Here is an 11,589-nt window from a genome sequence, read left to right as displayed (position 1 = left end):
TTTAGGTCCGACAAATGGTCAACAGAGAATTAGATATAGATGTCTTAGAAAAGATCTCGGGAACTCTTAAACAGTTAAGCATAGAGATCATTCAAAAAGCTGGTTCTGGTCATCCGGGATTGCCTTTAGGCTGTGCGGAACTTGCCGCATACTTGTATAGTTATGTTTTGAGACATAATTCCAAAGATCCTTTATGGATTGATAGAGACCGGTTTGTTTTGTCAGCAGGACACGGCTCGGCATTATTATATGCTTGTCTTTATCTTGCTGGATACGATGTTTCTCTAGAAGATCTGCAGCAATTTCGTCAGTTACATTCACGGACTCCTGGCCATCCAGAATTTGGAGAAACAGAGGGTGTTGAAGCCACTACTGGACCTTTAGGTCAGGGTTTAGGAAATGCCGTAGGTATGGCTTTATCTATGAAAATGCTTCAAGTCCGCTTTAATCGACCTGAGCATGAAATTTTCAATAGTAAAGTATATTGTTTATCTGGTGATGGATGCATGATGGAAGGCGTTAGCCATGAAGTCTGTAGTTTAGCAGGAACCCTAGGTTTAGATAATCTTGTAGTTATATATGACTACAATAATATTGTTTTAGATGGCTTCTTAGGGGAAGTAAGTTCTGAAGATGTAAAGAAGCGTTTTGAATCTTACGGTTGGGAAGTTTATGAAATAGATGGATATGACTTTTCCATTATTCATGAAACATTTGTAAAAATTAAACAATCACAGCAACGTCCTGTATTAATAGTAGCCCATACAGTTATAGGTCATGGTTCTCCTAAAGAAGGGAGTCATAAGGCACACGGAGCGCCTTTAGGAGAAGATGGAGTAGAACAGACAAAGCGTTTTTGGCATCTTCCTGAAGAGAAATTCTTTATTTCTCCCGTAGTAAAGTCTTTCTTTTCCCATAAATTACAAGAAGATCGTAAAGTTCAAGAGGAATGGCAGGACGATTTTCGTGTTTGGTCCCGTCAATTTCCTGATTTGCATCAAGAATTTCTTTCGCTAAAAGCTGCAATCTCCTCAGAAAAATTAGATACAATACTTGAAAATATAGAAATGCCAGAGGCTATAGCTGGTCGCGCTGCGTCTAACAAGATCATTCAAAATTTAGCCAAGAACATTCCTTCCCTTATTGGGGGATCTGCAGATTTGTCAAGTTCAGATGGAACATGGATAGCAGATGCTAAAGATATTAATAGCCACGACTTTTCTGGAAGAAATATTAAATATGGTGTTCGAGAATTCGGTATGGGAGCCATTATGAATGGTTTAGCCTATTCTCAAGTATTCCGACCTTTTGGAGGAACATTCTTAGTATTCTCTGATTACTTAAGGAATGCAATTCGTTTGGCAGCATTGGCAAAGTTGCCTGTTATTTACCAATTTACCCATGATTCTATTTTTGTTGGTGAGGATGGTCCAACACATCAACCTATCGAACAGATCATGTCATTAAGGGCAATTCCAAGTTTACAAGTTATCCGTCCTGGAGATGCTAATGAAGTGAAAGGAGCTTGGCATGCAGCACTGCGCTATCTCGGTCCTACGGCATTGATTCTTTCCCGGCAAAACTTACCTACTCTAGCGCAAACAAACAGACCATTTAAAGAAGGTGTAGGACGCGGAGCCTATATTGTTTTAAAAGAGACTCAAGGCAAGCCAGATTATACTTTATTTGCTACAGGATCGGAGTTGCATTTAGCTTTAGCTGTTGCTCAAGAGTTAATCTACTTAGATAAGAAAGTTCGTGTAATTTCCTTCCCCTGTTGGGAACTATTCGAACAGCAAGATTTTGAATATCGAGAGAGTGTAATCGGCGGTGATTTAGGTTTAAGAGTATCTATAGAAGCAGGATCTGCATTGGGGTGGTATAAATATATAGGTTCTAGTGGTTTAGCCATTGCCATGGATAGATTTGGTTATTCCGGAGCTCCCGCTGATGTAGCAGAAGCTTGTGGATTTACTGCAGATTGCATTTTGCAAAGGATACTTTCTCAATAATCATTATCTGAGATTCCAGAATTTTTAGGCATCGTATCGTCAGCCTCCCCAAGTTCCATATGGGGTAAGCCTTTGTGTGTGTTTGTAGAACGATTTCGCAATACTGTGTCTAATTTTGTCACGACATCAATTCCTGTGGCGATATGATCGTGTGTGTAGGTCTTCAATACAAGGTTTCCACTTTCCTTAGTCTTTATTCCTTCTTTTCTTAGAGGTAAATCTGAAATAATGAGTAGAGCCCCCATAGGAAGATTTCTTCTATAACCCACGGAAAATAATGTAGCACATTCCATTTCTATGGTTTGGGCTTTATTTTCATAAAGCTTCTTTCTAAATTCCTTATTGAATTCCCAAAAGCGGATATTTGTAGTGTGGGTAATTCCGATATGGTAATTTGATTTTTTCTCTTCTAATATCTCTGTAATAGTTTTCTGAACCATAAAGTTTGCTAAAGCAGGGACTTCGGGAGGGAAATAAACATCCGAAGTTCCTTCTCCTCGAATGCTAGCTATAGGCACAAAATAATCCCCAATTTGATAGTGTGAACGTAGCCCACCACACATACCCAGCATTACAGCAGCCTTTACATTAGGAAGAAACGAACATAAGTCGACAGTTAAAGCTGCTCCAGGAGACCCCAACTTAAAATCAAGAATAGAAGCATTCACCTGAGGCGCGTGTGCTGCGGAAAACATCGACCCCTTTGAAATGGGTACTTGATAAGCTTCTGCAAATACATGGGTATAATAAGCAAAATTTGTTAAGAGCAGATAAGGACAAAACTCTTCAATAGTCGATCCGGAATAACGCTCTAACATATCCTGGGCTATTTTTGATTCATTGATATTTGTGTCTTTTTGCTTGGACATGCTTTCGCTCCCTAGTTCAACTAGATATTTGTCGAGATCAAATATTAACTTGCTTTATATGGTGTATAGGAAAATTGCACGTTTAAACTAAAATCAATAATTTTTTCTTGATGCATAGACCTAGGCTATAGGAGACATTCTTCTGGACAAAGGAAAATGTCCTAGATAACATAAATAGGAGAATTTTAAGGATAAATGGCCCCATGGTTCGTGTAAGTACTAGTGAATTTCGTGTAGGATTAAGAATAGAAATAGATGGTCAACCCTATTTGATTTTGCAAAATGACTTTGTAAAACCAGGAAAAGGCCAAGCCTTCAATAGGATTAAGGTAAAGAATTTTTTGACTGGAAGAGTCATTGAAAGAACGTTTAAGTCTGGGGAATCTGTAGAAACCGCAGATGTACGAGAGCAACAGATGCGTTTCCTCTACTCGGATCAAGAAGGCGCTACCTTCATGGATGATGAGACATTTGAACAAGAGATGATTTTCTGGGATAAAATAGAAAATATCCGGCAGTGGTTATTAGAAGATACAATCTATACATTAGTCTTATACAACGGTAATGTTATTGGGGTAGAACCTCCAATTTTTATGGAACTTACTATTGCTGAAACAGCGCCAGGTGTACGCGGAGATACAGCTTCAGGAAGAGTATTGAAACCAGCAACGACCAATACAGGAGCAAAAATTATGGTTCCTATTTTCATTGAAGAAGGTGAAGTTGTTAAAATAGATACACGCACAGGGAGTTACGAATCCCGAGTCTCTAAGTAGTTGCTAGCTATAAGAAGTTCTATTGTGTAAAAAACATGATTTTTTTTAGATTCCATAGTATGGAAACAAAGAAAACAAAAGAGCTATCTGCAGAAGCAAAGCTGCTTAAAAAATTACGAGATAAGGCTTTGGTTCTTGAAGAACAAAGAAAACGGAAAGTTTGGGTTGAAAAGCTCGTAGCTATGCCGGAATCTACTCGTGACATTTCTCATTGCGAAGTTCCTGATACTCCAGAAGTATTTCGAGTTATCGCAGAAAAAATTTATGAAGAAGGTGTGTAGTTTTCTACACAGTTTCTTCTATTTTTCATCCTATTTTTTAAATTACCACGACTCCAGACTAGCTTCTATAGAGATCTCTAAAGGTTTTTTTGTGTCTAAGAGATTGGTTATTGCTGCAGTATAGACATGATACCCTTGGGAGTACAGGTCTATAATATGAAAACGCGCATTAGAAGGTAATGAGATAGAACCACTATTTAAAATCATATTTGGTGCATGATCTTTACAGTTGTAAACTGCAGCCTGATGATTATGCCCATGAAGATATAAACGTACATTAGCATACTTTTTCAGGACATGTTGTAAAAGTAGGTGATTCATTAAATCATGAGAAGGATCTTTTGTAGGTAAAAGAGGATAGTGATTAGCGATGATAATGTTTTCTTTTGGAGGAAGACTAAGAATGAAATTTTCTAAAACAGAAATTTGAGATGACTTTATCATACCATTCGCTGAGAACCAACCATTCAAACAAGAACAATCTAATAAGACTAGCCACCAGTGGTCTATAAGTTTATTAAAAGAGATTTGTTGATTTTGTAATTGTGTATTAGGAAAGTATTGATAAAATGTTTGGTGATTCAGTGCCTTCTGAGTATAAACGTCATGATTTCCAGGAAGTACGTGGACGGAAGCATGCTTTTCTAGGTTATTCACAAATTTTTGAGCAAGTAGGAACTCTGCGTCCAAAGCTGTAAGAGAAAAATCTCCTGTAATACAAATGCTATCAGCTTGCAATTTTACAACTAAGTCAGGGAAACGTTCGGATATAGTTGATGATTGGAATGTAACGCCACCAAATACTTGGCGTAATGCCCCTTTAAATCTTTTATTAAGACAGGTTAATGGATTCTTGGGGAAGACACAAAAATGCACATCAGAGATATGAATAATACGATAAGCTTCTGAAGATTTGTTATGCATATCACCTGTTCCCGAAAGGATATCTTATTTTTAGGAGCATATGAGCTAATAAAAAAACAAGCCTTTTTTCTATGCTAAACTACTTTTAAGATCCCTGTTTTTTATCATGAATCTTTAACAATAATTCGAGTTCTTCCCTCAAAGGGAGAGGAAAATAATTGTGAGATTTTATCTCCAAAAGAACAAAGATAACGTGTTGTTCTAATATTTAGAAAGGAGGGAAACAGTGTTCTCATTGTAAAATATTTCCGGGATAAAACACTAAAGTAGACATAGTACTGTGTTGGGATTTTCTTATTAACTGCTTTGTGTATAGATCTTATGAAACTTTAGCAAGGTAGTACATTCTCAAAATATTAAAATAGAGATGTTTAGCAAGTGAAAAAAATGCCTTGCATCTGAATATGAGAGATTCCTGAATAGTTTACTTTGTATCGTTGATGATTACTTTTGATGAAAGTATGTTTAATCCTGTTTCTAATGCCAAGGAAAAAATATCCTCTACTTTAGCTAAAGGGTCTAAGATTCCCGAAGCAATGAGATCTTCAATTTGCTGTGAAAGAACATTCATACCTAGACTTGGAGTTGATAACGATATGAGTTTATTGATAATAACCTTACTGTCTAATTTCAAATTGTTGATTAATTGTTCCAAAGGTGCCCGGCAACATGCTTGTACAACATTCATGGCTCCGCGTTCTTCTTCGGATACTTTATCTTCTTCACATAGATTTAAAGAAGCATAGAATAAACCCGTACCACCTCCAGGAACATAACCTTTGTCTAAGGCAGATGTTAATGTAGAGAGAGCTAAGGAATAGAAAAATTTATTTTCTTCTCGGACAGGAACAATAGCAACAGAACTTTCTAAGCGATGCTTTCTTTTCATTAATGAGTTTTTTGTTTCTGGAGAAGAGCAGGTGCGGATCTCTTCCTCTATTTGATGTATTTTCAATGCTAGAACTTCAGATACGTTATTTCCACGAATGATTACCGTTTCTTTTTGCGAGATTTCTACAGATGCACAAGAACCTAAAGATGCACATTCGGGGAGTTGCATAGCTGGAGAAAAGTTTTGAGAAAAAACCGTAGTTCCTGTGAATAAGGTGATGTCTTCGAAAAAAGTTGGATCAAAAGAGGCATGATTTAAATCGACAACAACAATTTGTAGAAGGTTCTCGAGTTTGTTCACCGTTAATGTGGCAAGAGCGTCTTGATCTATACCATTGCAGAAAATAAGCAGCTGTTCCCCTTTCTCTTGTAATTCCTGTAGTAGTGGGAGAAGGGTAAGCACTGAAGTAATTTTCTTATCAGTAACGAAGATCCGGGGATGAGCAAGTACGACTGTACGCTTTGTAGATTGAGAAATAAAATAAGGAGATATGTAACCACAGGGGATTTTTAATCCCTGAGTGATTTGTATATTCGATACTTCGAGTTGTGACAACGAGATAAATCCTTCAGAACCTACAGCTGAAAAAGCTTCTGCCAAGTCTGTGGCAATTGTAAGATCTGGGAAAGCAGAAAAAATAATTCCCTTAGCTTTATTATTATCTTTTAAGGGCCAGGAATGTGTTTCCAAAGATGCTAGGAGCTTTTTCCCCATTTTTTTTAAAGCGGAACAGAGCTTATAAAGGGATAAACCTTGATCTAGAAGAAGATAGCTTTCTTTAAGAAGAGTATAGAGTAAAATGATGCCAGTAGTCACACCATCAAGATATTTCTTGTGAATTTTCTTCGCCATGACTTTGGCAAAATCTACACCAATATTTTCATGGGGATCCGCTAGATTTATACGAGATAAAGCTAGATAACCTTCGTGTTCAAAAAAAGATAGAGACGAAGCGAGGGGACCGTAGCGATCCTTAACGGAATGAAAAACTTTATCTATTCCAAGGAAAAGTTTTTTATCTGTATCATAAAGGGAATTTTCCTTATCTAACATCGGCGGCCTCTTAAAGAAGTCTTAAGCAGAGCTCACACTACCAAGTCATTTTTTAGAGTACAATACCTTAGATAAAAAGAAAGGTGGCACCCGGAATCGAACCGGGGATAGAGGCTTTGCAGGCCTCGGCCTTACCGCTTGGCTATGCCACCAAAGAACACAAGGAAACCCTAGTTTAAGCGAAATACGATTTTATAGTCAGTAGGAAATCTTGCGAGAGTATTATCGTTGCTTGCATTCATGTAGTATATTTATTTATATTAACGAACAGAATATTCGAAGTACTCTCTGATTTAATCCTAGAACTCATAAATGATATGTTTATTCTAACAGTATAGTTCTGAGTAGATGTATTTTAATAAGAGACAAAAGGCTGAAGAATGCGATCTATCTTATTAGAAGATTGGGTATCATTAATGCTATCCGATGTGAAACACCCAAGGTCTGGGAAAAAGATTTCTGGGGTTGCTATTGATAGCCGTCAGGTGCATCCGGGGGACTTATTCTTTGCTCTTTCTGGACAATGTACAGACGGGCATCGCTTCCTTAAACAGGCAGCCCAAGCTGGAGCTGTAGCAGCAGTTGTTTCTAAAGATTATTGCGGGGATTCATTTGGTTTAGAATTAGTTGTTGTTAATGACACAACGGAAGCGTTGAAAGAGGCGGGAGAAAGTCAAAGTCATTTATTTCAGGGAACGATCGTCGGTATTACCGGATCTATTGGGAAGACAACTACAAAAGTGTTTTTCAAAACTTTCCTTTCCTCAGTATATAAGGTATATGCCAGTCCTAAAAGCTATAACTCTCAACTTACTGTTCCTTTAAGCTTATTAATGGCAGATGGTAATGAGGATTTTATAATTTTGGAAATGGGAGTTTCTGAACCAGGAAATATGAAGGATTTACTTTCTATAGTAGAACCTGAGGTTTCTGTAATTACGAATGTAGCGGATCAACATGCTATGAATTTCCCTGATAAAGGAGTTCAAGGCATAGCTGAGGAAAAGGGGCGTATCTTACGAAATAGTCGTGTACAACTTCTTCCTAAAGATTCTCCTTGGTATTCTCACTTTATAAAACAGTCTCCATCTTCTGAGAAGTTTTCCTTTGCTTTTCATGATGAAACTGCTGATTTTTATTATAAGGCTATTCGGAAGGATAGCGTGATTATAAGTACTCCTGAAGGCGATATAGATTTTGCAATTTCTTTCCCATACCAGCCAGCCTATAGTAATTTATTAATAGCTCTATCTTTGGCTTGGCTTCTTGATGTTCCTGTCGATAGGATTGTCCAATCTTGTTGTGATTTGCAACTCCCTCCCATGCGTTTTGAACAAAGCATACGCAATGGTGTTCAAGTAATCAATGACGCCTATAATGCCTGTCCCGAAGCAATGATTGCTGCTTTAGATGCGATTCCTAATCCTTCAGAAGGTAGAAAAGTTATACTCATCTTAGGTCATATGGCAGAATTAGGAAATTATTCTGAGGAAGGTCATGCCGTTGTTGCTAAAAAAGCTTTATCAAAAGCGAGTATTATTTTCTTCATTGGAGAGAAATGGTTGCCGATTCAGCATTTATTAAAACATGGTCCTTGTGAAGTTTCTTTCCATCCATCTGCTCAGAGTGTAGAAGAGATTTTAAAGAAAGTTGTTCAGCAAGGAGATATTGTCTTGTTGAAAGGATCGCGATCTTTAGCTTTAGAGTCTTTATTAAGCTGTTTTTAATTTTTAATACTTTACTTATGAGTTCTGTATTTCCTTATTTTAATGAATCGTTGATTCTCTTATTAACAACAGCTTTTGGCCTGGCATTTTTTCTGGGGATTTTCTTAGGAAAACCTGTGATATGCTGGTTAAAGAAACAGAATCATTACGATCAAGTGCATAAAGAACACTGTGAGAAGCTAGAGATTCTTCATCAGGATAAAAAGCACACACCTACAGCTGGAGGGATACTTTTTTGTATCGTCTTATTGACCACCATATTCTTTTGGCTCCCCTTAGAGAAACTTTCAACATGGCTATTTGTATTTCTGATAGCCAGTTGGGGAACTTTAGGTTGGTATGACGATATAGTAAAAAAGAAAAGAAAAAAAGGACATGGAATAACAACAAAACAGAAATTTGTTTTACAGCTATTAATCTCTGCGCTCACAATCCTAGCTATATTTTCTCTATATAAAGGTAATGCCCTATTTTATACATTAAAGGTTCCCTTTTTTGGGGCTATTTCTTTTGGACATTGTATTCTAAGTAAACTTTTTTATTTTGCTTTAGCAATGCTAGCAATCGTAGGTACTAGCAACGCTGTGAATCTTACGGATGGTCTCGATGGTTTGGCAGCAGGAACTACATGTATGAGTGCTTTTGGTTTGCTAGTAGTTGCTGTTGCAGATCCGACAATTCCTTTAGCAAAAGATGTATCTATATTGTTAGCTGCATTGGTAGGGGTAAGCTTTGCTTTCTTAAGATACAATCGTTCTCCTGCTCAGGTGTTTATGGGTGATACAGGTTCCTTACTTATAGGAGGAATATTAGGTAGTTGTGCTGTTATGCTTCGTGCGGAATTGCTTTTAATTTTGTTGGGAGGTGTTTTTGTTGCAGAAGCTGGATCAGTAATTTTACAAGTCAGTAGCTATCGATTAAGGAGAAAGCGTATTTTTCTATGTTCTCCATTACATCATCATTACGAGTATAAAGGTATTCCAGAGACGAAAGTTGTCCTGCGTTTTTATGTCGCTGGGTTCATTTGTATGATTGTAGGGATTATCGCAGCCTTATGGAGATAGTTTGTGAATAACCAACGTGTTATAGTTTTAGGAGCGGGAATTACAGGAAGATCCGTAGCAGAATTTCTGCATGATCGAGGGGATTATGTTATTGGAATGGATGGATCTTTAAATGCTCTAAATTCTTGTAGTTTCTTTCGCAAACGTTATCTAGATAACATTGAGGAATTTCCTGAAGATATAGATTTGTTTGTGCGTTCCCCGGGGATCAAACCTTCCCATCGTTTAGTAACAGAAGCAAAACGTAGAAAAATTCCCATCGTCACTGATATTCAGATTGCTTTTCAAGATTCGGAATTTTGTCAATATCCTTCGATTGGAATTACAGGATCTGCAGGAAAAACAACAACTGTGTTGTTTTTAGTCCATTTACTACGTTCTTTAGGAACTAATGCTTTTGCTATGGGGAATATAGGTGTGCCTATTCTTCAAGCAATGCGTCAAAAAGGTATTCGTGTTGTTGAAATTAGTTCTTTTCAGTTGGCTGAGCAAGAAATAGAGACCCCTGTACTATCAGGAGCTGCTATTTTAAATGTTTCCGATAATCATTTAGATTATCATAAGACCTTGCAAGCCTATAGCGAAGCAAAAAACAACATCGCTAAATGTTTGCAAGCATCTAATTCTTTATGGGTTGGGGAGGGTGTTTCCTCTGGAAAATCCTATTTGGATTATACTAGAGAAATAGCTTTAATTTTAGATAAAGGGAGTGCATTAAAACCACTATACTTGCATGATAGGAATAATTATTGCGCTGCTTATACTTTAGCTAATGAGATATTGTCCATTCCTTTGGAAGCATTTTTAAAGGCAATTCAAACCTTTGAAAAACCTCCCCATAGAATAGAATATCTGGGAGAAAAAGATGGCGTGCGTTATATCAATGATAGTAAGGCTACAACTATGAGCTCTGTAGAAAAAGCTCTGATGGCTGTGAAAGAAAATGTCATTGTTATTTTGGGCGGAAGGAACAAGGGAAGTAATTTTACTTCTTTGATTCCAGTCCTTACTCAAACAGTAAAACATATTGTGGCTATGGGGGAATGTCGAAACCAAATTACCCAAGCTTTATCTAGTAGTCTTCCTTTAACTCAAGCCCGAGATCTACAAGAAGCGGTAAGCATAGCCCAGAGTATAGCACAGCCTGGTGATGTAGTATTATTGTCTCCTGGGTGTGCCAGTTTTGATCAGTTTCGGAGCTTTGAGGAACGAGGAGATTGCTTTAAGCAATTGGTTGGTGACATGGAGGCATTAAAAATATGAACCGTAGAGATACGATTATAATTGCAACTTTAGTGAATGCAGTTTTGGTGCTAGTATTATTCACTACAGCAAAATATGCTGATAAGAAAAATACAGATGTATTGCTTCCTCCCTTACCAGCAAAGCTTGTTGAAGTTGTTCCTTCTATGGAAAAAGCACAAGAAAAAGTTGAAAAGCCTATCGTAGAGACTGTTCCTCAACGTGTTTCTAAAGAGGAATTAGCAGCACAATTTGCAGAAAATAAACCTGTAGTTGTCAAAGCTCCTCCAGCAAATAATGTTCCTCAAACACCTCCTTCTGTTCCAATTACAAATCCTATATCTCACGAACCAAAAGTCCAAGTTGTTAAAGAAGCTCCTAAAAAAGAAGCCTATGCGACGGTTATTGTGAAAAAAGGAGATTTCCTAGAGCGTATTGCTAAGGCAAATCATACGACCGTAGCTGTTCTTATGCAGATTAATGATCTATCTTCCACACAATTGAAGATAGGTCAGGTATTAAAGGTCCCCATATCGGATAAGCAAGAAGAAACTAAAAAATCTCAAGTGAAAATCTCCACTGCTGAAGATTTCTATACTGTTCAAGAAGGCGATAGTCCTTGGACTATAGCTTTACGTAATCATATCCGTCTTGAAGACTTGCTAAGAATGAATGATCTTGATGAGCATAAGGCGCGCAGACTTAGACCTGGAGATCAGTTGCGCATACGGTAATCTCCCTCTAGGCCT

The 11,589-nt window shown here is 37.4% G+C and carries 10 protein-coding genes and 1 tRNA gene; 7 read left to right on the top strand and 4 right to left on the bottom strand.

Annotation, left to right across the window (positions count from 1 at the left end; all coding sequences use genetic code 11):
* The first annotated feature begins 14 nt into the window (after positions 1–14).
* Positions 15–2,012 carry a transketolase gene (gene tkt / locus C10C_RS04415; protein WP_117274614.1) on the top strand — a complete coding sequence of 666 codons (1,998 nt, stop codon included), beginning with the start codon at positions 15–17 and terminating at the stop codon, positions 2,010–2,012.
* On the opposite strand, the gene C10C_RS04410 is transcribed toward tkt, so the two are convergent.
* A complete protein-coding gene (locus tag C10C_RS04410) occupies positions 2,006–2,881 on the bottom strand; it encodes an AMP nucleosidase (protein WP_117274613.1) in 876 nt (291 codons plus the stop codon). The two genes, tkt and C10C_RS04410, sit on opposite strands and share 7 nt — an antisense overlap.
* Before the next feature lie 203 nt (positions 2,882–3,084).
* Between C10C_RS04410 and efp the strand changes: the two genes are divergently transcribed.
* On the top strand, positions 3,085–3,657 hold the full coding sequence (gene efp, locus C10C_RS04405) for an elongation factor P (protein ID WP_117274612.1): 573 nt from the start codon (positions 3,085–3,087) through the stop codon (positions 3,655–3,657).
* Positions 3,658–3,716: 59 nt separating this feature from the next.
* Complete coding sequence (locus C10C_RS04400; protein WP_117274786.1) at positions 3,717–3,938, top strand: hypothetical protein; 222 nt, start codon at positions 3,717–3,719, stop codon at positions 3,936–3,938.
* Positions 3,939–3,980: 42 nt separating this feature from the next.
* Here C10C_RS04400 and C10C_RS04395 read toward each other — a convergent pair whose 3' ends face one another.
* The 3 genes from C10C_RS04395 to C10C_RS04385 all read right to left on the bottom strand — a co-directional run bounded on the left by C10C_RS04395 (position 3,981) and on the right by C10C_RS04385 (position 6,959).
* A complete protein-coding gene (locus tag C10C_RS04395; RefSeq protein ID WP_117274611.1) occupies positions 3,981–4,862 on the bottom strand; it encodes a metallophosphoesterase family protein in 882 nt (293 codons plus the stop codon).
* A 424-nt stretch (positions 4,863–5,286) separates the two neighbouring features.
* The gene (gene groEL3 / locus C10C_RS04390) at positions 5,287–6,807 is read right to left on the bottom strand and encodes a variant chaperonin GroEL3 (protein ID WP_117274610.1); all 1,521 of its coding nucleotides are present in this window, start codon (positions 6,805–6,807) and stop codon (positions 5,287–5,289) included.
* A gap of 81 nt (positions 6,808–6,888) precedes the next feature.
* Positions 6,889–6,959 (bottom strand) — tRNA-Cys (locus C10C_RS04385).
* Between the two features lie 228 nt (positions 6,960–7,187).
* On the opposite strand from C10C_RS04385, the gene C10C_RS04380 reads away from it, so the two are divergent.
* Genes C10C_RS04380 through C10C_RS04365 form a run of 4 tightly spaced genes read left to right on the top strand, consistent with a single transcriptional unit; the run spans position 7,188 to position 11,574 of the window.
* Positions 7,188–8,534: a UDP-N-acetylmuramoyl-tripeptide--D-alanyl-D-alanine ligase gene (locus tag C10C_RS04380; RefSeq protein WP_117274609.1), complete on the top strand. Its 1,347-nt coding sequence runs from the start codon at positions 7,188–7,190 to the stop codon at positions 8,532–8,534.
* 17 nt (positions 8,535–8,551) lie between these two features.
* Positions 8,552–9,598 (top strand): phospho-N-acetylmuramoyl-pentapeptide-transferase, encoded by a 1,047-nt coding sequence (gene mraY / locus C10C_RS04375; protein WP_117274608.1) that lies wholly within the window; start codon positions 8,552–8,554, stop codon positions 9,596–9,598.
* A 3-nt stretch (positions 9,599–9,601) separates the two neighbouring features.
* Positions 9,602–10,861, top strand: coding sequence for a UDP-N-acetylmuramoyl-L-alanine--D-glutamate ligase (gene murD / locus C10C_RS04370; RefSeq protein WP_117274607.1), 1,260 nt, complete (start codon positions 9,602–9,604; stop codon positions 10,859–10,861).
* A complete protein-coding gene (locus tag C10C_RS04365) occupies positions 10,858–11,574 on the top strand; it encodes a lytic transglycosylase (protein ID WP_117274606.1) in 717 nt (238 codons plus the stop codon). Before murD ends, C10C_RS04365 begins: the two co-directional genes overlap by 4 nt.
* The last annotated feature ends 15 nt before the right edge of the window (positions 11,575–11,589 follow it).

The sequence above is a fragment of the Chlamydia poikilotherma genome (assembly GCF_900239975.1).
Taxonomy (GTDB): domain Bacteria; phylum Chlamydiota; class Chlamydiia; order Chlamydiales; family Chlamydiaceae; genus Chlamydia; species Chlamydia poikilotherma.
Note: the sequence above shows the minus strand (reverse complement) of the source record. Positions and strands in the feature narration are given on the sequence as shown.

What these genes read in the sequence shown, in the direction of transcription:
- tkt (WP_117274614.1), top strand. Translation starts at nt 15, where the DNA reads ATGGTCAACAGAGAATTAGATATAGATGTCTTAGAAAAGATCTCGGGA.
- C10C_RS04410 (WP_117274613.1), bottom strand. Translation starts at nt 2,881, where the DNA reads ATGTCCAAGCAAAAAGACACAAATATCAATGAATCAAAAATAGCCCAG.
- efp (WP_117274612.1), top strand. Translation starts at nt 3,085, where the DNA reads ATGGTTCGTGTAAGTACTAGTGAATTTCGTGTAGGATTAAGAATAGAA.
- C10C_RS04400 (WP_117274786.1), top strand. Translation starts at nt 3,717, where the DNA reads ATGGAAACAAAGAAAACAAAAGAGCTATCTGCAGAAGCAAAGCTGCTT.
- C10C_RS04395 (WP_117274611.1), bottom strand. Translation starts at nt 4,862, where the DNA reads ATGCATAACAAATCTTCAGAAGCTTATCGTATTATTCATATCTCTGAT.
- groEL3 (WP_117274610.1), bottom strand. Translation starts at nt 6,807, where the DNA reads ATGTTAGATAAGGAAAATTCCCTTTATGATACAGATAAAAAACTTTTC.
- C10C_RS04380 (WP_117274609.1), top strand. Translation starts at nt 7,188, where the DNA reads ATGCGATCTATCTTATTAGAAGATTGGGTATCATTAATGCTATCCGAT.
- mraY (WP_117274608.1), top strand. Translation starts at nt 8,552, where the DNA reads ATGAGTTCTGTATTTCCTTATTTTAATGAATCGTTGATTCTCTTATTA.
- C10C_RS04365 (WP_117274606.1), top strand. Translation starts at nt 10,858, where the DNA reads ATGAACCGTAGAGATACGATTATAATTGCAACTTTAGTGAATGCAGTT.